The sequence below is a fragment of the Caulobacter segnis genome (genome assembly GCF_019931575.1).
Taxonomy (GTDB): Bacteria; Pseudomonadota; Alphaproteobacteria; order Caulobacterales; family Caulobacteraceae; genus Caulobacter; species Caulobacter segnis_C.
The window spans coordinates 4,373,445-4,395,296 of record NZ_CP082923.1 but is presented as its reverse complement, the minus strand read 5'-3'; the positions used below and the strand labels follow the sequence as shown (position 1 = coordinate 4,395,296).

Genomic DNA, 21,852 nt, shown 5'->3' with positions numbered 1-21,852 from the left:
ATGACGATGCGCAGAGTGGTCGGGTGGTCCCGCGGCCTGGTGGGGCGGTCCATCCTGGTGGTGGTGGCCATCGTCCTGATGCAGCTGACGGCCAGCGTCGCCTTCTACAGCGCCATCGACCGCCAGACCCTGCGCGAGGACCAGGCCCGCCGGATCGCCGAGCTGCTCGTCGTCGGCGAGCGCGTGGCGGGGCTGGCGCAGGCCGATTTCGACAAGGTGATGACCTCGCATTATCTGGAGGCCGAGGTCGTGGCCCTACCGCCCGAGGGACCGCCGGCCACGCGGGCCGGGACGGCCGAGGCCAACGCCATCGCCGAATATCTCCGGCGCTGGGAGCCGGGCCTGGCCGAACGACCGCTGCGCCTGTGGTCGGAAAGCCGGCCCGAGGGCCGCGACCTGGTCGGGGTCATGGGGCTGAAGGACGGGCGGTGGCTGACCTTCCGGTCGCGCAACTTCCCCCGCCCCTGGCCGATCGCCCTGCGCGCGGTGGCCACGACCCTGGTGTTCTCCCTGGCCTGCGTGGCGCTGGGCGCCTACGCCCTGCGCCAGCTGGGCGCGCCCCTGCGCCGCCTGACCGAGGCCTCGCGCCATGTCGGCGAGACCCCGCCGTCGCCGATCGTGATCGAGGGGCCCAACGACCTGGTCGAGCTGGGACGGGCCTTCAACGACATGCAACGCCGGATCTCGGGCCTGATCGAGGACCAGGCCCGCGCCATGGAGGCGCTGAGCCACGACCTGCGCACGCCGCTGGCCCGCCTGACCCTGGCGGCGGACTATATCGAGCCGGAGGACATCAAGACCCTGGTCGCCGACAATGTCGGCGAGCTGGACGCGATGCTGCGCTCGCTGTCGGACTGGCTGCGCGCCCAGCACTCGGCCAGCACCGCCGAGACCGTCGACCTCCCGTCGCTGATCCAGGGCGTCACCGCCCGCTGGCCCGACGCCGTCCGCTACGAGGGCGGCAAGGCCCTGGCCGTGGCCACCCATCGCGTCCCGCTGGAGCAGGCCCTGATCCGCCTCGTCGACAACGCCGTGCGCTTCGGCGGCCAGGCCAGGGTCCGGCTGGTGGCCGACGGTCCCGACGGCCCGCTGATCGAGGTGCTGGACCAGGGGCCGGGCCTGACCGACGAGGCGATGGCCCGCATCTACGAGCCCTTCTTCCGGGGCGACGCCGCGCGGGCCCGCGACACCGGCGGCTTCGGCCTGGGCATCCCGACCGCCGAGCGGCTGATCAAGCGGTTCGGCGGCAAGCTGGTGATCGGCAACCGCGACGGCGGCGGCGTCAGCGCCCGGATCTGGCCGCCGGTCGGGACGCCTAGCGCTTGATCTGGACCGGCGCGATCTGGCCCTGGCCGACCACCCAGATCTGGTCCTTGCCCGTGCCGACGAAAAGCGGCTGGCGATAGAGCAGGCTGAGGAACACGTGGGTCTCGACCGGGGTCGGCGAGACGATGTGGTTGACGAACAACCCCTCCGGCTTGGCGCCGGGCGGCAGCTGCGGCGCCTGGATCACCAGGCAGCTGGCCGACAGCGCGTCGCGGCGTTCCAGCGTCTTGCCGTCGGCGCTGATCGTGAAGCGATAGTGGCCGCCGACCGGGATCGCGCCCGCCGCGGGGCTGGGCGCCAGCAGCCAGACCAGCCAGCCCTCGCCGTCCGGATCCTTGAGGATGGCGCTGTTGTAGCCCGCGCGACACAGCGATGGCGGCAGATTGGCCATCGCCGTCTGGCGGGCGGCGAACATCGTCCGCTCCTCGTCCGTTAGGCCACGGTCGCTCGGCTCGACCACCGGTCCGGCGCCCTTGCTGGTCACCTCGACGTCGTAGCCGGCCTCCAGGCCCTGGCCGATATCGCGGAGGAACCGGACCTTGGCGACCTTGCCGTCGTCCTCGACGATCCAGCCCTTCACCCCGGCGGCGGCCAGGTCCGGGACCTTGGCGCGCAGGACGTCGGTGGCGCGCCAGGCCGAGAGGTCCTGGCGATAGAGCGCCACGCCCATCTTCTGCAGGTCGGGAAGCTCGAAGACCCGGATGGGCGGCGGCGGTTCGGCCGCGCGCGCCGGATGGGCCGACAACAGGGCAAGGCCCAACAGGCCGAGCAAGTAACGCGACGCCATCCGCTGCTCCTTAGAATTCCACCTAAGGTAGCGAATGACGTGGCGACGTCTAGCCTTCGACGGTTTCGTACAGCCCGCGCGCCTCGGGCGCGGGGCCGCGGCGCTCGCCGCAGTCCAGGACCCGCACCGCAATCAACCGTCCGGCCAGGCCGAACAGCAGCACGTCGCCGGGCTTCACCGTCCGCGAGGGCTTGTCGATGCGGCTTTCGGTTCCCGACCGGGTCAGGCGGATCCGGCCCTCGTCGACGAACCTCGCCGCCAGAGAGCGGGTCTTGAAGAACCGCGCCCGCCATAGCCAGACATCCGCGCGCACCGCCTCGCCATGCGTGTCGGTCATGACGCGGCTTTCTGGCCAGTCCCTTGAGCGGCTGGCTTGCGGCGGCGGGGCTTCTTTCGGCGTGGCGGCGGCGGCTCGGTCAGCTTGGCCAGGGCGGCGAACGGCGAGTCCGGACGCGCCTTGACCGGCTTCTGCTCCAGCTTGGTCGCGCCGCGACGCTTCCAGACGATCGGCTGGTCGGGCTTGGCGCGGATGGCGGGGGTGTAGTCCAGGGCCCGCATCACGGCGGAGGCCTGGCTGGCGGTCCAGCCCAGCTTTTCCAGCGCCGCGTCGGTCAGCACCACCCCGCCCGGTCGCTGCTCGGCGCGCAGCAGAGCGTCCAGGGTCTCCAGCGCCTCCACGGGCATGGTGAAGCCGGCCACGGCCCGCAGGCCGCTGGCCGAGAGCTCGCGGGCCGATGGCGCGGGCGAGGGCAGGGGCTCCAGCGTGGTCAGCGCTCCACGCCAGCCACTCGGGTTCAGGGCCCGGGCGCAGGCGATGGCCTCGGCCCGCAGCACGCCGGGGCAGAAGAGGCTGAACGCCCCGATCCGCACGCCCAGGCTCTTCAGGGTGCGGCGCTCGCCCTGGCTAAGGGCCTTGAGTTCCGGATCGACGGGCGCCTTGTCCAGCACCCCGCCGGCCTCCAGCAGGCGGTGGGCGACGCCGCGCGGCAGGCCGCGCAGCTCGCCGCCGCCCAGGGCCCGCTCCAGCTTGCGCAGCGGGGCCAGATGCCGATCGACCTCGCCGGCCAGGAAGGCGTCCAGCCGCCGTTCGGCCCGCTCGCGCGCGGCGGCGGGGCCCAGCTCGCCCAGCAGGCGGGCGCGGGGCGACAGCAGAGGCAGGTCGCGGCGCACGGCCCCGGCCGCCTCGCCGCGCCACAGGATCGCGCCGTCCGGCGTCAGGGTGAAGGCGTCGTCGGCCTCGCTGGCCAGGGCCCCCAGGCGGCGGGCGATCTCGGGCCCGACCGCGCGCTGGGCGGCGTTGCGCAAGGCCTTCTCCTCCAGCGCGGAGGTCGCCTTGACCGGGGTGAAGGCCACGCCCGCCAGATGGCCGACCACATGGCCCTCGACTGTCACCTCGCCGTCCTGGCCGACCCCCGCATAGAGGGTCTCGCGTTCGCCCAGCTGCTTCATCAACACGCTGGTGCGGCGGTCAATGAACCGGGCCATCAGCTTCTCGTGCAGGGTGTCGCTGATCCGATCCTCCAACTGGCGGGTCAAGCCTTGCCAGTGGGCAGGGTTCGCCACCCAGTCGGGACGATTGGCGATGTAGCTGAGCGTGCGCACGCCCGACAGCCGCGCGGCCAGGCTGTCGATCTCACCGTCGACGCGGTCCAGCGCCTTGTACTGGCTGTTGATCCAGTCCTCGGGCAGGCGCTTGCGGCCGGTGGTCAGGTCATCGAACAGGGTGCGCGCCATGCGCTGGTGGTCGTCGTCGGTGGTCTTGCGGAAGTCCGGCGTCTGGCAGACGTCCCACAGCCGCAGCAGGGCCGAGCGGTCGGTCTTGCAGCGGGCGACGACGTCCTCCTGCTTGGCCAGGGCCCGCAGGGTCCGTTCGTCCAGGGCTTCTTGCGACAGCGACAGGCCATTGCGCTTGGGTGTCTCGGCCAGAGAGCGCAGCAGGCCCGGCAGCGAGCCGAAGTCCAGCCGCGCGTTGCGCCACTCGGCCGCAACGATCGGCTCGAACGCATGGTTCTCGACGGCCTCGACCAGGTCCTCGTCGATCTCCTCGCAGTCGCCGGTGACGCCGAAGGTGCCGTCGCGGGTGTAGCGGCCCGCCCGGCCGGCGATCTGGCCGACCTCCTGCGGATAGAGCCAACGGGTCCGCTTGCCGTCGAACTTGCGCAAGCCCGCGAAGGCCACGTGGTCGACGTCCATGTTCAGGCCCATGCCGATGGCGTCGGTGGCGACCAGGAAGTCGACCTCACCGGACTGGTAGAGGGCGACCTGGGCGTTGCGGGTGCGGGGGCTTAAGGACCCCATCACCACGGCCGCGCCCCCTCTTTGACGGCGGATCAGCTCGGCGATGGCGTAGACCGCGTCGGTGGAGAAGGCGACGATCGCCGTCCGGCGCGGCAGACGGGTCAACTTCTTGGAGCCGGCGTAGGACAGGTTGCTGAACCGCTCGCGCCCGACGATCTCGGCGTCCGGCAGCAGGCGGCGGACCAGCGGGGCCATGGTCCCCGCGCCCAGGAACATGGTCTCGAACTTGCCGCGCGCGTGCAGCAGGCGGTGGGTGAAGATGTGCCCGCGCTCGGGATCGGCGCACAGCTGGATCTCGTCGACGGCCAGGAAATCGACTTCGCGGGCCAGCGGCATGGCCTCGACCGTGCAGACGAAATAGGCCGCGCGCGGCGGGGTGATCTTCTCCTCGCCGGTGATCAGGGCCACCGAGGCCTTGCCGCGCAGCTTGACGATCCGGTCGTAGATCTCGCGCGCCAGCAGGCGCAGCGGCAGGCCGATCATCCCCGAGGCGTGGCCCAGCATCCGTTCGACGGCCAGATGGGTCTTGCCGGTATTGGTGGGCCCCAGGACCGCGGTCAGCTTCGAAGGCGCCAGGCCGGTCGAACGATCACTCATGGAGTCAAGGTGGGGCGGGAATCGAGGGGAGGCAAGGCGGCGGCTTCAACGCCGCGATGCGCGCGCCCTGCCCACCGAGGTCGACGCCCAGACGACGAGCGCCGTCGACAGCAGCACTCCGGTCATCAGCGCGCCGATGGCCAGGATGCCGACTGGGGTGACGCGCACCTCGGCGCGGCCGCTGAACGGTCCGGCCTTGAACTCGGCGAGGGCCGTCTGCGGATCGCGATCCAGAAGCTGGTCGTCGTACATGGGATCTCCCTGAGCCTTAGTTCTCGAACACCACCTTGCCGTCGACGATCGTCAGCACCGTCTTAGCCGTCAGGATCTCCTTCGGCGCCACGACCATCAGGTCCTTGTCGAAGGCGGTCACGTCGGCCTTCTTGCCGGCCTCCAGCGTGCCCAGCTCCGTCTCGCGGAACACGGCGTAGGCGGGCGCCAGGGTCAGCATCTTGAGGGCCTCGGCGCGGGTGACCGCCTCCTCCAGATGCCAGTCGGCGTTGGCGAAGCCGTCCAGCCCGTGGCGATGGACGGCGGCGTAGAACTCGATGCGCGGGTCGCCGACCTCGACCGGGGCGTCCGACCCGGCGGCCACCACGACGCCGGCGGTCAGGAAGTCCTTCCAGCGATAGCCCTCGTGCAGGCGGTCCTTGCCGAGGCGCGCCGGAGCGAAATAGAGGTCGCCGATCGCATGGCTGGGCTGCATCGAGGCGATGACGCCCAGCTTGGCGAAGCGCGGCACGTCGGTGTCGGCGACGATCTGGGCGTGCTCGATACGCCAGCGGGCGGTCGTGTCGCCCGCGAGCGCTTCCTGGAACCAGTCGAGGGTCATGCGGTTGCCGCGGTCACCGATGGCGTGCATGGCCACCTGGGCGCCGGCCGCCTTGGCCCGCTTCATCAGCGCCAGGCCCTGGTCGCGCTCGGTCAGCTGCAGGCCCAGCCCCTCGGCGTCGCTGTAGGGCTCCAGCAGGGCCGCGCCGCGCGAGCCCAGGGCGCCGTCCATGTAGAGCTTGATCCCGCGCGTCCGGATCAGGCCGGTGGCGTCGGTCGCGGGGCCCTTGGCCAGCACCTCGGCCGCGCCGCTGGGGTCCATGTAGTTGTCGACCCGGATGCGGAAAGCGCCCTTGGCGGCCTCGTCGCGCAGCAGGGCCAGGTCGTCGGCCATGACGCTCATGTTGTCGAGGCCCGTCCAGCCGCGCGAGGCGTAGAGCGCGCCGGCCTTGCGCAGAGCCTCCCGCTTCAGGGCTTCACCGGGCGGCGGGATGACGTCCTTCACCAGCGCCTGGGCGCGGTCGATCAGCATGCCGTCTGGCTGGCCGTCGGCGCCCTTCAGGATCTGGCCGCCGGCCGGGGCGGCGGTGGCGGCGGTGATCCCGGCCTTGGCCAGGGCGGCGCTGGAGACGACGCTGGCATGGCCGTCCGAACGGCCCAGCACGACGATGCGGCCCGGCGCGGCGGCGTCCAGGTCGGCCTTGGTCGGGAAGCGCTTCTCGGGCCAGTGGGTCTCGATCCAGCCCCGGCCGTAGATCGCGCCCTCGGGATGGGCGGCGGCGTAGGCCTTCACGGTGGCGATCAGTTCGGCGACCGACTTCACCTGGTCGAGGTTCAGGGTCAGCTCGCGCAGGCCGACGCCTGTCAGGTGGGCGTGGGCGTCGACGAAGCCCGGATAGGCCGCCGCGCCCTTCAGGTCGAGGTCGCGGACATCCTTGGCCGCCTTGGCTTTCGCCGAAGCCAGCGGGCCGACGAACAGGATCCTGTCGTCGCGGATCAGCACCGCCTCGGCGGTCGGGGCGGCGTCGACGCCGGTATGGATCGGGCCGCCGTGGATCAGCAGGTCGGCGGCCCGCGCTTTCGAAAGGGGCGTCCCGGCGAAAGAGGTGGCGGCCAGCAGGGCGGCGAGCAGGGTCCGGCGCAAGGCGGCCTCCGAAGTGAGCAAGTTCCGGAAATCGTAAGGGCCACCCCTCCCAAGTCGCAACAGGCCTGCTAGTTTTCCCGCATGTCCGCCCAGGGTTTCACCCTTTTCGACACCGTGATCGGGCGCTGCGGCCTCGCCTGGGGCGAACGCGGCCTGATCGGCGTGCAACTTCCGGAGAGCTCGCCAGGCGCGGCCTGGGCGCGGCTGCGGCGGCGTTTCCCCGAGGCGGCCGAGGCCGAACCGCCCTTGGAGATCGAGCGGATCATCGACCGCATCCGCGACCTGCTGGCCGGCGGGCGCGACGACCTCTCGGACATCGCGCTGGATCTGGACGGCCAGCCGCCCTTCAACCTGCGGGTCTACGCGATCGCTCGGGCCATCACGCCGGGCGACACCTCGACCTATGGCGAGGTGGCCAAGGCCATGGGCGAGCCGGGCGCGGCGCGGGCCGTGGGCAAGGCCCTGGGCGAGAACCCCTGGCCGATCGTGGTGCCCTGCCACCGCGTGCTGGGCTCGTCCGGAAGCATGGGCGGCTTCTCGGCCCCCGGCGGCGGCGAGACCAAGGCCCGCCTGCTGACCCTCGAGAAGGCCAAGACCAGCGCGGTCCCGACGCTGTTCGACCTGGAGTTCTCGGTCGCGCCGCCGCGCGGAGGCTAGGTCGCGCGCTGGTCCCAATGCTTATTGCGCGCGCACGGCCCGGGCCGTCGCGCCATTCACGCTGATCCTCATCTCCTTGGCCTCGCTACCGTCAGAGTCGAACACGACGCTGGCGTCCACGCCCCGGATGAAGAACCGGTCCACGGCCTCGGCCAGCAGGCCGGCTTCGTCGCGTCCCTCCACCTTGAAGACGAGGCCATTCTCGTCCTGGGTAATCGATATGCGCCGGTGATCGGTCAGTTCGTAGACGCCCAGGTAGCGCTTGAACTGTCCCGCTGGAAGTTCAACGGGATCCGGGCGGCGCATGAGGTTGTCGCGAGGGAGAAGGAACGGGAAGGCGGCGTTCGGAAGCGCCGGGTAGTATGAGATGTGCTGCTCGCCCTCGAATGCCTCGGTCCGGAGGACAATGCCGTCGACCCCGCTGAGCGCCTGGGCGACCTGACGCGCGCCGTCGATCATGTAGGGCTCTTCGTTCGCGCCGTAACCCAAGAAGACGCGGCGCGGCGGAGCCTTGATCTGAACGGTGCGCAGCCGTTCGACGATACCGGGATCGGCCCATACCGATGGGCTGGCGATCAGGTAGCTGACGAAGTCCGAAGGATGGCCGGCAAGGACATTGGCCGCGAAGACGCCCGACAATGAATGGCCGAACAGTGCTGACCGCTCACCATCCACCGGGTAGCGTGCTTCCATAAACGGTTTCAGCTCCTCGACGAGGAAGCGGCGGAAGGCGTCCGCGCCGCCGCCTTTCGCGACCATGCCATCGGGGCTGGTCGCGGGGCCAGACAAGAGGTCGACTCCACGGGCCGAAGCTCCCGCAGGATAGCCCACGGTGACGATGTAGGCCGGCGCCATCGTGCCCGCGGCGCCCAGGAGCCATCCGGCCGGACCCGCCAGGTCGTAACCCCCATCCAGGACGTAGATGACTGGCGCGGTTTGCCCCGGCAGGATCGGAGGCGTTCGCGGCGCCGTGACCTCGACGACGAAATCTCGACCCACGATCGCGGAATGGACTGTCAGGCTGGTGGCGCCGCTAATGACGACTGGCTCCTCCGCCTTGATGGCCAGGGACGATGGTTCGGCCAGGGCGCGCCCGTGCAGAGCCGAGATCAGCAGCCAAGCTGCGAGCAGGCACACCTTCAAGGAACACCCCCAGACATTCTGAGGAGATTTACCGGCGTAGACTGCGCCGTCAATCTTGGGTTGCTTGGTTGCGAATTGCCGTTGTCGGTGACTACGTCGGCAACTGCCCTTGACGATATATCCTCGCCAAGAGAGCCAGAAGTGTCTGGGGGAAGCACGGGTGAATTCGCACCCTCTAAGTTCGTCCGCCCACGCCTCTTAACGCGCGCTAACGGTTCTCCGAACAGGGGCGAAACGAATCATGACCGAATCGGCGACGTTCTCCGATTCAGTGTTTGTTCCCTACAAGCTATTGTAGCTTAAACCGGATTAACCACAAATCGGTTTCACCGACGCCGTCCGGCGGTCGCCTATTTCGCGGCTGTTTCATCGGACGGGCACTCGGCCGAGAGGCGCTTGGCCGTCAGGCTGCCGGCCAGGGGCATGCCGCTGATGGTCTTGATGTGGATGTTCATCTTGAAGGCCTCGGGCGAATAGGTCCCGTCGGCGGTGACCGGCGAGACGCGGTCCTTCTTGTCGGTCCAGGTGCCCTTCAGCTGGATCTTGCCGTCGCGGACGACATTGGTCGTGTAGTCGCAGCGATAGCGCTTGGTGCAGATGCCGCGCGAGAACTGCTCGGCGTCGGCGGGCTTCAGGCACTTGGTCTCGTTGCTGACCGGGATGACGCCGATCTTGTAGTCGTACTCCCACTGGCCAGGGAGAATCGTCGCCTTGGCCGGGGCGTGAGCGGCGGCCGCGCGGACCACGGGCTGGGCCAGGGCGACCCCTCCGATCGTGATGGCCCCAAGAATCAGGAATGGGACGGAAGCGGCGAGGGCGGTCGAACGCATACGGCGGGTCTCCTTCATGCGGCCCATATATAGAGCGCCAGATGAACCGTGCTTGAAGGCGAGGGTGAGGCGTCGGGTTCCTTCGCGAATGCGAGAGACCTTTGGCGGAACGAGCCAGACCAGCCTTGACTCAAGGGTGACCCTTCGCCTATATCGCCCGCTCTCGCGCGGTCGGCCTGGCCCAACCGTGTGTCCGAATTCATATCTTAGCGGGCCTGGCTCTCCTCATAAGAGGGCGCGGCTTCGCCCAAGCCAAGGTAACCACCATGTCGCGCCGTTGCGAACTTACCGGTATCGGTCCGATGGTCGGCCACAATGTGAGCCACTCGAACATCAAGACCAAGCGCCGCTTCCTGCCGGCCCTGTCGCCCGCCACGCTCCAGTCGGAGTCGCTGGGCCAGAGCTTCAAGCTGCGCATCAGCAACGCGGCCCTGCGCACGCTCGACTTCAAGGGCGGCCTGGACGTGTTCCTGCTGGGCGCCAAGGACGAGCAGCTGTCGCCGCGCGCCCTGAAGATCAAGGCTCAGGTCAAGGCCAAGGCCAAGGCGACCGCTCAAGCCGCCTAAGGCTGACGGCTCCGGGCCTTAGCCGCCGAAAGGCGGCGGTCTGAGCTCAAGAGTGACAAAAAGCCCGCCGGGTTCGCGCCCGGCGGGCTTTTCGTCGTGCTCGCGTTGGATCTCGCGCGTCGGCGTGGTCGCGCCTCAGGCCGTGATGGCGTCGTAGACGACGACCTTCGCCCAGAGGTGCGCGCAGTCCTTCACGAACTTCAGATGCAGCGGATGATCCTGATAGAGCTTCTGATCCTCGACGCTCTTGAAGACCATCAGCTCCGAGACGTCGTAGCTGTTGTCCACGACGTCGCGCTTCTCGGTCGAGGCCGGAACGCCGATGTGCAACTGCTGGACCACCTCGACGCCCCGGAGAGCGTTCAGGCCGGCGATCAGCTGGTCGCGATCGGTCCTGGAGCCCGGGGACTTCAGCCAGAAGAAGACGTGGTGGACCAGGGAAGGCGCGTCCGGGCCTCCAGGGGCGGCCATAGCGGCGTTGGCGCCGACGCCGGCCGCCAGGCCTCCAGAGAGCAGGGCGCGGCGATCGAAGGGCATGCGCGGGGATCCTCCATCCTGGCAGGTCCGCTCATGAAAGGCCAAAGCCGGCGACAGGCAAAGCAAAACCCGCCGTGGCGGAGCCGCGGCGGGTTTGAACGCTGGGTACTGGTACGCGGGTACTAAACTGTGGCGTCGCCTAGCGGGCGACGACAGCGCCCGACGACGGGTTGGCCGCATTGTAGGCGGTCAGGGCCGGGTTGTTGATCTTGGCCACGGCGTCGTTGACCGAGGCGCGGATGCAGGCCGGGTACAGGTAGCCGGCGAGGGCTTCGCCGCGCACGTCTTGCCAGCACACGGTCGAGGCGGCCTTGACGATTTCGGCGCGGACTTCGGCGGCCGACTTGCCGGCCAGCTTGACGCGCATTTCAGCGGCCGAGGCGGGAGCGGCGGCGGCGAGGACGATGGCCGAGGCGGCCAGAACGATGGAGCGGATCATCTCGAAAGTTCCGAAAGGGGGTTGTGATCAACCACCTCCAGACGCGTTCCCCTGACGGCCCCTGCTCGATCTTCGTCTGTCGCGCCGTCGGATGTCGATATAGCGATGTTCGTCTGAGTTATCAACGATTATGTTGCGACGCACCCTGAGCTTGAGCATTGCGGTGTTTCGCGTGCGTACAACCGTTTGCAGGCTTGAAACCGGGCATGAAAAAGCCCGCGAGACCGAGATCTCGCGGGCCTGTTCAGCTCATGGAGCTTCCGCTTAGCGGATGGCGACTCGCATGAAGTAGACGCTGCGGCTCTGGGCCTTGTCGAAGGCGACCAGCTCGGGGCTCTTGGTGCGCAGCACGGCGTCGCGGGTCACTTCGCGGACGCAGTACGGGGCCAGGTCCGAGGCGTTCGGGTTGCCGGCCAGGTCGTCCTGGCAGAGTTGCTTGGCCACGGTGACGATTTCGGCGTGGACTTCGGGCGTGGCGCGACCACGGACCTTGACGGTGTATTCAGCGGCGCTGGCCGAGGTGGCGGCGGTGGTGGCCATCAGAGCGGAGATGGCGACAACGAGCAGACGGATCATGTTGGTAGTCCCGGAAAGGAGGTTGGGTTCAACCGCCTCCCGGCGCGTTCCTCTGACGGCCCCCAGGATCTCGCCTCGTCGTCCGTCGTCGTCAGAAATGCATGACAACGTTGTCTGCCGCAAGTGCGAAATCGCATTGCGGCGGAAAAAATGTTAGCGGTAACATATCGTTTCCAACGAAACGAAATCAGGGACTTGGCTAAGCGCCCGTCTTCATTGGAAGTCAGCGCCTGCGGACGGGCTTCTTGGCCGGCTTGGGCGGAAGCGGCGGCGGGGCGGGGGGCGCGACCCAGTCGAAGGCCAGCAGCAGGGTGCGCTGGTTCTTGCCGACCGCGCCGTCGTCCGAGATCAGGTAGAGCCGCGTGGCGCCAGGCGGCGCGCCCGGGGGCGGACCCGCCAGGGCCAGGCCCTCGAAATTGTCGCGCGGCATGGCGCCGTCGATATGTAGGGCCGCGATGGTGCGCTGGCGGGCGGGCGGCAGGGTCGGGTCGGAGATGAACCGCACCACGGCCCGCCAGCCGCGGATCGGGTCGTAGCCGCGATGCAGGGTGGCCACGGCGGTCCCCGCGAACGGGGCGAAGGCGGTCAGCCCCCAGGTGAAGTCCGGACCGGATTGCGGCGGCAGCGACCTGCACTCCGACGACAGGCGGCACAGCCACACCTCGCCCTCCTCGCCGCCGACGATGTAGGCGTCGGGACCGGCGGCCGGATAGGCCGCGATCGCCTCCATGCCCTCGTTGTCAGGGAAGATGGTCGAGGGCTTGGGCGCGGGGGCGGGTCGGCTCCAGGTCCCGTCGGGCGTGACGGCGTAGCGCCAGATGCGGTGGTCGCCCTCGAAGCTGACCAGGCGCTCGCCATTGGGCAGCACGGCCAGGCCCTCGGCGTCGGCCTTCTGCTTGCCGGGCAGCGGCTGGCCGTCCAGGCCCGGCAGCGGGCGCAGCTTGCCGCCGCTCAGGCCGACAAGCTTGCCGCCGGCGTCCAGCCGCAACTGGGCTTCGAACACGTCGCCCTCGTCGCTGATCGCCGTCAGCCGGCCGTCGGTGGTGACCGAGAGGTCCGACAGGCCGTGCAGGCGCGAGGTGTCGGCGCTGGTCAGCGCCAGACCGCCGGCATAGGTGAAGCCGCCGCCGACGACGACCTTGGCCGGGTCGGCCGGATCCAGCGGCACGGGCGTCGTGGTCACGGTGATCTCGGGCCCCGCCTTGACCGGCGCGGGCGGGGTGGCGACCACGGGCGGCGGCCGGCGCGGTGTGCACTGGGTGGCGAAGCCGCCCGCGCCGCTGACCAGACCCAGGACGAGCGCCGCGCGAAGACCGATCACGCCGGGACCTTGGCGGCTTTCGGCGCCTGGGGCGTGACCACGGGCGGCGGCGCCAGCAGGCCGCGCGTGCGGGCGATGGCGCGGGGCTCTTCCTCGAACAGGGCCGCTAACTGCTCGACCAGCACGCCGCCCAGCTGCTCCACGTCGACGATGGTGACGGCGCGGCGATAGTAGCGGGTGACGTCGTGGCCGATGCCGATGGCGATCAGCTCGACAGGGCTCTTGCCCTCGATCTCGGCGATGACCTGGCGCAAGTGGCGCTCCAGATAGTGACCCGAATTGACGCTCAGGGTGCTGTCGTCCACCGGCGCGCCGTCGGAGATCACCATCAGAATACGGCGGGCTTCGGGCCGGCCGACCAGGCGCTGGTGCGCCCACATCAGGGCCTCGCCGTCGATGTTTTCCTTCAGCAGCCCCTCGCGCATCATCAGGCCCAGGTTCTTGCGGGCCCGCCGCCAGGGGGAATCGGCGGCCTTGTAGATGATGTGGCGCAGGTCGTTCAGGCGGCCCGGCGCGGCCGGCTTGCCCGCCTTGATCCACTCGTCGCGGCTGGTCCCGCCCTTCCAGGCGCGGGTGGTGAAGCCCAGCACCTCGGTCTTGACGCCGCAGCGCTCCAGCGTGCGCGCCAGGATGTCGGCGCAGATCGCCGCCACCATGATCGGCCGCCCGCGCATCGAGCCGGAATTGTCGATCAGCAGGGTCACGACCGTGTCGCGGAACTCCTGGTCCTCTTCCTGCTTGAAGGACAGCGGCGCGGTCGGGTCGATGATCACCCGCGTCAGGCGGGCGACGTCCAGCATCCCTTCCTCGAGATCGAAGGTCCAGGCGCGGTTCTGCTGGGCCAGCAGGCGGCGCTGCAGCTTGTTGGCCAGGCGCGAGACGACGCTGGAGAGGGCCGACAGCTGTTGGTCCAGATAGGCGCGCAGCCGCGTCAGCTCCTCGGCGTCGCACAGGTCCTCGGCTTGGACGATCTCGTCGTGGGCCGTGGTGAAGATCTTGTACAGCGGCTCGCCGCCGGACGAGGGGCCGGTGTCGGGACGGGCGGGCTTGGCGCCGTCGCCCATGTCGGGCGTCTCGTCGCTTTCCTCGGGCTCGCCTTCCTGGTCCGACTGGACCATCTCCTCGTCGCCGGCTTCGGTCTCGCGGTCCGAGGCCTCGCTCTCCTGCGGCGAGGAGCCCTCGGGCTGTTCGCCTTCGCCCTCGCCCTGATCCTCGTCGGAATTCTCGGTGGGGGCGTCGTCCTCGCCTTCGTCCTCGTCGGCGCTCTCGGTCGCCTCGGACATCTCCTCGCCCAGGTCCAGGTCGCGGAGGATCTCGCGGGTGACGCGGGCGAAGGCGGCCTGGTCGTCGATGGCGGCGGCCAGGCGGTCCAGGTCCTTGCCAGCCCGGGCCTCGATGTCGTTGCGCAGGATGTCGACCAGGGCCTTGGCCCCGTCCGGCGGCGGATCGCCGGTCAGGCGCTCGCGCACCATCAGGCCCAGGATCTCGGCCATCGGGGCCGACTGGGTGTCGGTGGCGACGGCGCGGGTCAGGCCCTGCCGCTCCAGCCGCGCCTCGAGGGCGGCGGTCAGGTTGGCGCGGACGCCGCCCAGGGCGTTGGAGCCGATGGCTTCCAGGCGCGCCTGCTCGATCGACTCGAACGCCGCCTGGCCGTCAGGCGAGCTGGGACGCGCCCGAGCGTGGGCCATCGGATCGTGGTGGGCCAGGCGCAGGGCCATCTGGTCGGCTAGGCCCCGGATGCGCGCGGCCTCCTTCGAGGACAGGTCGCGCGGCGGATGCGGCAGCACCGCCCGCTTGCCCAGCAGCTGAGGACCGTCGCCCGAGAACACGACCTCGAGGTCCGGCGTCTCGGCGAGCGAGCGCGCGGCGTGCGCCAGGGCGCGCTTGAAGGGTTCGGTCGGGCTTTCGGGCTTGGAGGCCATGGCTTCCGAGTTAGCGGCCCCGGGCGGCGAAAACAAGGAACGCCGTGCCTCGACGGGGCGTTGATTTTTGAACGGCGCCGTCAGCGCGCCTCTCGAAGGAAACAGACATGCTCAAGTGGGCCATCATCCTCGCCATCGTCGCCCTGGTCGCCGGGGCGCTCGGCTTCACCGGCGTGGCCGGCGCGGCCGCTGGCGTCGCCAAGATCCTGTTCTTCCTGTTCCTGCTCGGCTTCGTCATCGTGATGTTGCTGGGCGTGACCGTGTTCAAGGCCGCGGCCGGCCCGAAATAGCCGCCGCGGACCTTGCGCGGGCCGGGAGCGGACGTCGCGACCCGCCGCCGGCATTCGATGGCGCTAGGGCTCGTGGGTGAGTCCTAGCGTCCCGCGTACGTCTTGGCCTGACGATCGACCAGGGCGACCAGGTCGCCCATCTCCAGGTTCACGTCGATCAGGTGCAGGCCCCAGTCCTTGAGGGGCTGGCCGCCCACCAGAATGTCGCCCGTGATCTCGTCGGTGCGGGGATCGGCCGGATCGGCGTTCACCTTGACCGAGAGATAGGTGAAGTCCCCTTCGCTGACGCAGCGGGCCGAGATCAGGCCGGGCAGCGCCACGAACGGCGTCGACACGGTCAGGCCCTTGGCGAATGGCTTGGGGTCGCCGCTCGACAGGAAGCCCTTGCTGCTGAGATAGGCCTGGACCGGGACGTCCTCGGTCGAGGCCTTGCCGGCCAGGAGGGCGGCGGGGTTCACGCAGCCGGCGCGGCGGCCCTGATCGTCTGTCTTGCCAAAGCGGCTGTTGGCCGGCGGCGGGGCGGTTTCGCGGAACGAGACATAGGTGACGATGCAGCCGGCCTGGTCGGCCTTCGCGCACAGCGGGATCGAGCCGAACTTGCCGGCCGCGTCGACCGGCGTGTTCATGCCCAGCACATAGGCGGAAATCAGCTTCGCCTGGGACAGCTTGCCGTCGACCTCGTTCTTCAGCAGGTCCAGCAGCATGCGCGAACCCTGGCTGTGGCCGATCAACACGACGCCTCGGCCCTTGTTCTCGTTGGCCAGGTACCAGCGCCAGGCGTCGCGGACGTCGCCATAGGCCAGCGGGCCGTTGCCGGGCGAGGGCTGGCCCATCATCACCGCGCGCAGGGCCGCCAGGGTCACCTGGCGGTACATCGGGGCGAACACCCGGCACTTGGCCGCGAAGCGGGCCAGCTGCTGCTCGACCACCCGCCGCTCGGCCTCGTCGATGACCAAGTCGCTGTTGCCGCCCGGATCGGTCGAGACGGTCGGGTAGATGTAGAAGCAATCATAGGCGGGGTCGGCGGCGGCCTTGAACGCCTCGACCGAGGTCTTGCCGTCGGCCTGGACGATGGTCGTCGTCTGGTCGACCGCGCAGGCGTCCTTCCGGCCGGGCAGGCACAGCCAGGTCTCGGTCTTGCCGTAGTCGTTGGGCTCGGTGGAGACGGCGGGCGCCTGGGCGCAGGCCGCAGTTGTCAGGGCCAGGCCCATCGTCAGGCCCAAGGCCGCCAGGATCTTCGGCCCAGGAATCTTCGCCATCTTCGTTTCCCCGTCGATCTCAAACGATCGTTTTGCGGGGAGCATGGCCAAAAGAACGCGGATCGCCAAGGGGCCTTGGCCCACGCTGGCTCAAAGCGACAGCCAGCGGCGCGGGCTCTTGTCGCCCAGGGATCGCGCCTCGCCGGGCTTCAGGCCCAGCTCGCGCATGCGATAGGCGACGATCTCGCGCAGGGCCTCGACGGGTTCCTTGCCGGCCACGGGGCTGGAGGCGACGGCGCCGGCGTTCATCGCCAGGTCAACGGCGGCCCATTCAGCCTGGGCGCGATCGGCCTTGCCGACGGCGAAGTAGTGCCGGACCGGGACGCGCTCGCCCGGGACCTCGACCATGACGCCGATGACCCAGCCTTGAACGATCAGATCGGCGTCGGGGCGTTGGCGGAACATAGGCCTTCTCTAGCCGCCCGCGACAGAATCCGAAACGCCTTGTGACCCCAGGCCCGCCCGTCGCCGGGCTAGGAAGGCGTCATGAGCACCCTTCGCGCCGCCGTCGTCCAGTTCCAGCATCTCCCCGGCGACAAGGCCGCCAACTTGGCGACCCTGACGGGCTTCGTCGAACGCGCCGCCGCCGACGGCGTGAAGATCCTGGCCTTTCCCGAAATGTGCCTGACCGGCTATTGGCATTGCGTCGGCCTGCCGCGCGACGGGTGGCTGGCCCTGGCCGAGCCGGTTCCGAACGGACCGTCCTCCCTGGCCCTGGCGGCCCTGGCCCGCCGCCACGACATGGTGATCGGCTCGGGCCTGATCGAGCGGGGCGAGGATGGCCGGATCTTCAACACCTACGTCGTGGCCCTGCCGGATGGCCGCGTCGAGCGCCATCGCAAGCTGCACGCCTTCGAGAGCGAGCACGTCAGCAGCGGCGACGCCTTCACCGTCTTCGACACGCCGTTCGGCGTGCGCGTGGGCGTGTTGATCTGCTGGGACAACAATCTGGTCGAGAACGTCAGGGCCACCGCCTTGCTGGGCGCCGACATCCTGCTGTCGCCACACCAGACCGGGGGCACGGCCTCGCGCAGCCCGCACGCCATGGGCGTGGTCGACGTCGCCCTGTGGCGCGACCGCGAGGCGAACCCTGAGGCGCTTCGGGCGGCGTTCCAGGGCGACAAGGGACGGGGCTGGCTGTTGCGATGGCTGCCGGCACGGGCTCACGACAACGGGCTGTTCGTGCTGTTCGCCAACGGGGTCGGCGAGGACGCCGGCGAGGTGCGGACCGGCAATGCGATGATCCTCGACCCCTACGGCCGCGTCGTCGCCGAAACCGACGCCATCGAGGATGCGCTGGTTGTCGCAGATCTGGATCTGGACCTTCTGCCGCTGGCGACCGGCCGGCGCTGGATCCGGGGGCGGCGACCGGAGCTGTACGGCCTGCTGACCGAGCGCCGAGGCGACGAGCTGTCGCCGCTGGAAGCGCGGTTCTCGACCGCCCCGACCATCAGCCGATCAGCTGGAACGCCGCCTGACTGATCAGGCCCAGCACCAGCCAGGCCGACAGCGCCACGACCACCACCGCCGTCCGCGGCGCGCGGCGACGGCGATAGGACGGAATTTCACGCACGAACGTCATCACCGTCTCCCATCCCAACCTTGGCCTTGATCTTGGCCGGAGCTGTTAACGCCTGTGGCGAAATTTGGATGCGGGCGTTTTCCGTCTGTCACGGGAAGGTGAGGGCGGCGTGACGCGCGGGCGCGCAGGCCAAGAAAAAGGGCGGAGCCTCGCGGCCCCGCCCTCAATCGTTTCAGCGTTGAGCTGACTTGGACGTCTTGGATTAGAAGTCCATGTCGCCCATGCCGCCGGGCATGCCGCCCGGGGCGCCGCCGGCCGAGGCCTTCTTCGGCGCTTCGACGATGGCGGCTTCCGTGGTGATCAGCAGGCCGGCCACCGAAGCGGCGTTCTGCAGAGCCGTGCGGACGACCTTGGCCGGGTCGATGACGCCGTCGGCGACCAGATCGACATACTGCTCGCTCTGGGCGTTGAAGCCGAACGCGCTGCTGTCGCTTTCCAGGATCTTGCCGACCACGATCGAACCTTCGACACCGGCGTTCTCGGCGATCTGGCGGATCGGCGATTGCAGGGCGCGACGGACGATGGCGATACCAGCCGTCTGGTCGTCGTTGTCGCCGGTCACGCCGGCCAGGGCCTTGGAAGCCCACAGCAGGGCCGTGCCGCCGCCCGGGACGATGCCTTCATCGGCGGCCGCGCGGGTCGCGTTCAGGGCGTCGTCGACGCGGTCCTTCTTTTCCTTCACTTCGACTTCGGTCGAGCCGCCGACGCGGATGACCGCGACGCCGCCGGCCAGCTTGGCCAGACGCTCTTGCAGCTTTTCCTTGTCGTAGTCCGACGTGGTGTCTTCGATCTGGCGCTTGATCTGGGCGATACGGGCCTCGATGTCGGCCTTCTCACCAATGCCGTCCACGATCGTGGTGTCGTCCTTGGTGATCGAGACCTTCTTGGCGCGGCCCAGCATGTCCAGGGCGACGTTCTCGAGCTTGATGCCGAGATCTTCGCTGACGACTTGGGCGCCGGTCAGGATGGCGATGTCTTCCAGCATGGCCTTGCGGCGGTCGCCGAAGCCCGGAGCCTTGACGGCGGCGACGCGCAGGCCGCCCCGCAGCTTGTTGACGACCAGCGTGGCCAGGGCCTCGCCTTCGACGTCTTCCGCGATGATCAGCAGCGGACGGCCCGACTGAACGACGGCTTCCAGCACCGGCAGCAGCGGCTGCAGCGACGACAGCTTCTTTTCGAACAGGAGGATCAGCGGCTCTTCCAGCTGAACTTCCATCTTGTCGGCGTTGGTGATGAAGTACGGCGACAGGTAGCCGCGGTCGAACTGCATGCCTTCGACGACGTCGAGTTCGGTCTCGGCGGTCTTGGCTTCCTCGACGGTGATGACGCCTTCGTTGCCGACCTTGTCCATGGCCTTGGCGATCATCTCGCCGACTTCCTTGTCGCCGTTGGCCGAGATGGTGCCGACCTGGGCGATTTCGGCGTTGGTCGTGACCTTCTTCGAGGACTTCTTGATGTCCTCGACGGCGATCAGGACGGCCTTGTCGATGCCGCGCTTCAGGTCCATCGGGTTCATGCCGGCCGCGACCGACTTGAGGCCTTCCTGGACGATGGCTTGGGCCAGCACCGTGGCGGTGGTGGTGCCGTCGCCGGCCTTGTCGTTGGTCTTGCTGGCGACTTCGCGGATCATTTGCGCGCCGAGGTTCTCGAACTTGTCAGCCAGTTCGATTTCCTTGGCGACCGAGACGCCGTCCTTGGTGGTGCGCGGGGCGCCGAACGACTTCTCGATGACCACGTTGCGGCCCTTCGGACCGAGGGTCACCTTCACCGCGTTGGCGAGGATGTTGACGCCGCGCAGCATCTTGTCGCGCGCGTCGGAGGAGAAATAGACGTCTTTAGCGGCCATTTGAGAGCCCTTCTAAAAGAGAAACGAGAGTGGAAAGCGATCGGGAATAGGGAGGCCTTAAGCCTCGACCACGCCCAGGACGTCGCTTTCCTTCATGATCAGCAGGTCCTGACCGTCGACCTTCACTTCCGTGCCCGACCACTTGCCGAACAGGATGCGGTCGCCAGCCTTGACGTCCAGGGCGACGACGTCGCCCTTGTCGTTACGCGCGCCGGGACCGACGGCGACGACTTCGCCCTCTTGCGGCTTTTCCTTGGCGGTGTCGGGGATGATGATCCCGCCCTTGGTCTTGGTTTCTTCTTCGACGCGCTTCACGAGGACGCGGTCGCCCAGGGGACGAAACTTCATTGTTGTTCTCCGTCGGAACGGTTTGTGTAAAGGCTTCGCTGGTCGGGGGGAGCGGTGCTGTTAGCAGTCGCTCCCATCGAGTGCCAACGCCGAGCGTGAGTTAGGCAGGGGGCTCCAGGGAGTCAAGGACGCCGCCGGCGAACTTTTTACGGCGCGGTTAACGCGGGAGGCTTTCGATGATCGACCATATGGGCGTGACGGTGCGCGATCTCCAGGCGGCGAAGGCGTTTTATGACGCCGCCCTGGCGCCCTTGGGCCTCGCGGTGGTGATGAGCGTCAGCGCCGAGGAAACCGGCGGCGCGGCCCATTACGGCTACGGGGCCACTGAGGATGGGCGCGACATCCAGGCCGGCAAGCCCAGCCTGTGGCTCACCGAGGGCGGGGCACTGACCGGTCCGATGCATCTGGCGCTGGTCGCCGCCGAGCGCGCCCAGGTCGACGCCTTCCACGCCGCCGCCCTGGCCGCTGGCGGGACCGACAACGGCGCGCCCGGCGTGCGGCCTCATTATCATCCCAATTACTATGCCGCCTTCGTGCTTGACCCCGACGGCCGAAACATAGAGGCCGTCTGCCACAAGCCGGCCTGAGGAGCATCGATGTCCAGCTATGTCCTGTCGTTGTTCATGGCGGTCGTGGCCTGCGTCATCGGCGGCACGCTGGGCGGCATGATCCTGGCGCGGCCTCAGGTGATGCTGGAGCTGGCGGGTCTGGCCGACGAGGCGACCCCCAAGCCGAAGCTGTTCGCGGAGGGCCGGGCCCTGGGCGGGGTGCTGATCGCCTCGCACGGCGTGGCGGCGCTCTATCTCGGCTACCAGCCCCGGATCGGGGCGGCCATGGCCCTGGCCCTGGCGGTCGCCTGGCTGGGCGCTGCGGCGGGGCGGGCGCTCTCGGCGGCCCTGGACGGCCAGGCGGGACGCTTCAACACCAGCTCGATGGTCTTCAACGCCCTGATCGGGATTACGCTGAGCCTGCCGTTCTTCAACATCGGCCGGGTGGTTCTGCGCGGCGCCAGCGGCCTGGCCTAGTCGCGGCGGGCGCCTTCGTGCGCCAGCAGCCAGCGCTTGCGTTCGATGCCGCCGCCATAGCCGGTCAACGCGCCGTCCATGCCGATCACCCGATGGCAGGGGGCGACGATGCTCAAGGGGTTGGCGCCGTTGGCGTGGCCGGCGGCGCGGATCGCGGCCGGACGGCCGGCGCGCCGGGCCAGTTCCGAATAGGTGATGGTCTCGCCCGCCGGGATCTGGGTCAGCGCCGTCCACACCGCGTGCTGGAAGGCCGTGCCGTTGGTCGCCCAGGGGATCGTGTTCAGCGCTGCGAACTCACCGTCGAAATAGGCTTCGAGGGCGTCGCTGATCGCGGCGGGCGCCGACCCAGCGTCCGGCCGCAACGGGCCGTAGTGGGTCTTCAGCAGGCGGTCCAGCCGGTGCTCGTAGTCATGGAAATCCAGCGCCCGCAACACGCCCGCCCCGTCGGTCACGATCAGCAGTTCGCCGATCGGCGAGGGCTGGCGGTCCAGGATCAGGCGAGCGGGACGACTCATGGAGCGATGATCGCCCGGGGAGGGAAGGGTGTCCGCCCGGAATTTGCTCCCTTCTCCCCTTGCGGGAGAAGGT

25 protein-coding genes are annotated in these 21,852 nt (G+C 69.2%); 7 read left to right on the top strand and 18 right to left on the bottom strand.

The features are described from left to right. Positions 1-1,326: an ATP-binding protein gene (locus tag K8940_RS20145; RefSeq protein ID WP_223391829.1), complete on the top strand. Its 1,326-nt coding sequence runs from the start codon at positions 1-3 to the stop codon at positions 1,324-1,326. Here K8940_RS20145 and K8940_RS20140 read toward each other — a convergent pair. From K8940_RS20140 to K8940_RS20120, 5 genes are read right to left on the bottom strand one after another with little or no spacing between them, the layout of a single operon-like run. After that, positions 1,316-2,113, bottom strand: a complete 798-nt coding sequence (locus tag K8940_RS20140) for a hypothetical protein (RefSeq protein WP_223391828.1) — start codon at positions 2,111-2,113, stop codon at positions 1,316-1,318. The genes K8940_RS20145 and K8940_RS20140 overlap by 11 nt on opposite strands. A gap of 49 nt (positions 2,114-2,162) precedes the next feature. Continuing rightward, positions 2,163-2,450 (bottom strand): RNA-binding S4 domain-containing protein, encoded by a 288-nt coding sequence (locus K8940_RS20135; protein WP_223391827.1) that lies wholly within the window; start codon positions 2,448-2,450, stop codon positions 2,163-2,165. Continuing rightward, positions 2,447-5,008 carry a helicase-related protein gene (locus K8940_RS20130; protein ID WP_223391826.1) on the bottom strand — a complete coding sequence of 854 codons (2,562 nt, stop codon included), beginning with the start codon at positions 5,006-5,008 and terminating at the stop codon, positions 2,447-2,449. The genes K8940_RS20135 and K8940_RS20130 overlap by 4 nt, the downstream gene beginning before the upstream one ends. Positions 5,009-5,053: 45 nt before the next feature. Then, positions 5,054-5,260: a hypothetical protein gene (locus K8940_RS20125; RefSeq protein ID WP_223391825.1), complete on the bottom strand. Its 207-nt coding sequence runs from the start codon at positions 5,258-5,260 to the stop codon at positions 5,054-5,056. Between the two features lie 16 nt (positions 5,261-5,276). Then, positions 5,277-6,923 carry an amidohydrolase gene (locus K8940_RS20120; RefSeq protein WP_223391824.1) on the bottom strand — a complete coding sequence of 549 codons (1,647 nt, stop codon included), beginning with the start codon at positions 6,921-6,923 and terminating at the stop codon, positions 5,277-5,279. 81 nt (positions 6,924-7,004) lie between these two features. Between K8940_RS20120 and K8940_RS20115 the strand changes: the two genes are divergently transcribed. Next, entirely contained in the window at positions 7,005-7,580 is a 576-nt protein-coding gene (locus tag K8940_RS20115; RefSeq protein ID WP_223391823.1) for a methylated-DNA--[protein]-cysteine S-methyltransferase, read from the top strand. Between the two features lie 21 nt (positions 7,581-7,601). Here K8940_RS20115 and K8940_RS20110 read toward each other — a convergent pair whose 3' ends face one another. Together K8940_RS20110 and K8940_RS20105 are read right to left on the bottom strand one after the other, a co-directional pair. Then, a complete protein-coding gene (locus K8940_RS20110; RefSeq protein WP_223395921.1) occupies positions 7,602-8,717 on the bottom strand; it encodes an alpha/beta hydrolase-fold protein in 1,116 nt (371 codons plus the stop codon). A gap of 356 nt (positions 8,718-9,073) precedes the next feature. Then, positions 9,074-9,553: a DUF3617 domain-containing protein gene (locus tag K8940_RS20105; protein ID WP_223391822.1), complete on the bottom strand. Its 480-nt coding sequence runs from the start codon at positions 9,551-9,553 to the stop codon at positions 9,074-9,076. A gap of 266 nt (positions 9,554-9,819) precedes the next feature. On the opposite strand from K8940_RS20105, the gene rpmB reads away from it, so the two are divergent. After that, complete coding sequence (gene rpmB, locus K8940_RS20100; RefSeq protein ID WP_223391821.1) at positions 9,820-10,119, top strand: 50S ribosomal protein L28; 300 nt, start codon at positions 9,820-9,822, stop codon at positions 10,117-10,119. Positions 10,120-10,254: 135 nt separating this feature from the next. Here the strand turns inward: rpmB and K8940_RS20095 are convergent, their stop codons facing one another. From K8940_RS20095 to cobT, 5 genes are all read right to left on the bottom strand, one after another. Continuing rightward, positions 10,255-10,656, bottom strand: a complete 402-nt coding sequence (locus K8940_RS20095; protein WP_223391820.1) for a Dabb family protein — start codon at positions 10,654-10,656, stop codon at positions 10,255-10,257. Between the two features lie 139 nt (positions 10,657-10,795). Next, the gene (locus K8940_RS20090) at positions 10,796-11,095 is read right to left on the bottom strand and encodes a hypothetical protein (protein ID WP_223391819.1); all 300 of its coding nucleotides are present in this window, start codon (positions 11,093-11,095) and stop codon (positions 10,796-10,798) included. A 264-nt stretch (positions 11,096-11,359) separates the two neighbouring features. Continuing rightward, on the bottom strand, positions 11,360-11,671 hold the full coding sequence (locus K8940_RS20085; protein ID WP_223391818.1) for a hypothetical protein: 312 nt from the start codon (positions 11,669-11,671) through the stop codon (positions 11,360-11,362). 223 nt (positions 11,672-11,894) lie between these two features. Beyond that, complete coding sequence (locus K8940_RS20080; RefSeq protein ID WP_223391817.1) at positions 11,895-12,992, bottom strand: esterase-like activity of phytase family protein; 1,098 nt, start codon at positions 12,990-12,992, stop codon at positions 11,895-11,897. Further along, positions 12,989-14,914, bottom strand: a complete 1,926-nt coding sequence (gene cobT, locus K8940_RS20075) for a cobaltochelatase subunit CobT (protein ID WP_223391816.1) — start codon at positions 14,912-14,914, stop codon at positions 12,989-12,991. The genes K8940_RS20080 and cobT overlap by 4 nt, the downstream gene beginning before the upstream one ends. Before the next feature lie 107 nt (positions 14,915-15,021). Here cobT and K8940_RS20070 point away from each other — a divergent pair, with 107 nt between their 5' ends. Next, positions 15,022-15,204, top strand: coding sequence for a DUF1328 family protein (locus K8940_RS20070; RefSeq protein WP_223391815.1), 183 nt, complete (start codon positions 15,022-15,024; stop codon positions 15,202-15,204). A gap of 83 nt (positions 15,205-15,287) precedes the next feature. On the opposite strand, the gene K8940_RS20065 is transcribed toward K8940_RS20070, so the two are convergent. Both K8940_RS20065 and K8940_RS20060 read right to left on the bottom strand, forming a co-directional pair. Beyond that, positions 15,288-16,463, bottom strand: a complete 1,176-nt coding sequence (locus K8940_RS20065; protein ID WP_411675568.1) for a DUF3089 domain-containing protein — start codon at positions 16,461-16,463, stop codon at positions 15,288-15,290. 90 nt (positions 16,464-16,553) lie between these two features. Beyond that, positions 16,554-16,868: a hypothetical protein gene (locus tag K8940_RS20060; RefSeq protein ID WP_223391814.1), complete on the bottom strand. Its 315-nt coding sequence runs from the start codon at positions 16,866-16,868 to the stop codon at positions 16,554-16,556. 81 nt (positions 16,869-16,949) lie between these two features. Between K8940_RS20060 and K8940_RS20055 the strand changes: the two genes are divergently transcribed. Continuing rightward, on the top strand, positions 16,950-17,945 hold the full coding sequence (locus K8940_RS20055; protein ID WP_223391813.1) for a nitrilase family protein: 996 nt from the start codon (positions 16,950-16,952) through the stop codon (positions 17,943-17,945). Here the strand turns inward: K8940_RS20055 and K8940_RS20050 are convergent. The 3 genes from K8940_RS20050 to groES all read right to left on the bottom strand — a co-directional run bounded on the left by K8940_RS20050 (position 17,914) and on the right by groES (position 20,239). Next, positions 17,914-18,045: a hypothetical protein gene (locus K8940_RS20050; RefSeq protein ID WP_223391812.1), complete on the bottom strand. Its 132-nt coding sequence runs from the start codon at positions 18,043-18,045 to the stop codon at positions 17,914-17,916. The two genes, K8940_RS20055 and K8940_RS20050, sit on opposite strands and share 32 nt — an antisense overlap. A gap of 202 nt (positions 18,046-18,247) precedes the next feature. Continuing rightward, complete coding sequence (groL, locus tag K8940_RS20045; RefSeq protein WP_223391811.1) at positions 18,248-19,891, bottom strand: chaperonin GroEL; 1,644 nt, start codon at positions 19,889-19,891, stop codon at positions 18,248-18,250. Positions 19,892-19,948: 57 nt separating this feature from the next. Beyond that, positions 19,949-20,239, bottom strand: coding sequence for a co-chaperone GroES (gene groES / locus K8940_RS20040; RefSeq protein ID WP_010918572.1), 291 nt, complete (start codon positions 20,237-20,239; stop codon positions 19,949-19,951). A 176-nt stretch (positions 20,240-20,415) separates the two neighbouring features. Between groES and K8940_RS20035 the strand changes: the two genes are divergently transcribed. Continuing rightward, on the top strand, positions 20,416-20,826 hold the full coding sequence (locus K8940_RS20035; RefSeq protein WP_223391810.1) for a VOC family protein: 411 nt from the start codon (positions 20,416-20,418) through the stop codon (positions 20,824-20,826). 9 nt (positions 20,827-20,835) lie between these two features. Next, positions 20,836-21,264: a DUF4345 family protein gene (locus K8940_RS20030; RefSeq protein ID WP_223391809.1), complete on the top strand. Its 429-nt coding sequence runs from the start codon at positions 20,836-20,838 to the stop codon at positions 21,262-21,264. On the opposite strand, the gene K8940_RS20025 is transcribed toward K8940_RS20030, so the two are convergent. Continuing rightward, positions 21,261-21,779: a methylated-DNA--[protein]-cysteine S-methyltransferase gene (locus K8940_RS20025; RefSeq protein WP_223391808.1), complete on the bottom strand. Its 519-nt coding sequence runs from the start codon at positions 21,777-21,779 to the stop codon at positions 21,261-21,263. The genes K8940_RS20030 and K8940_RS20025 overlap by 4 nt on opposite strands. Positions 21,780-21,852 lie beyond the last annotated feature (73 nt).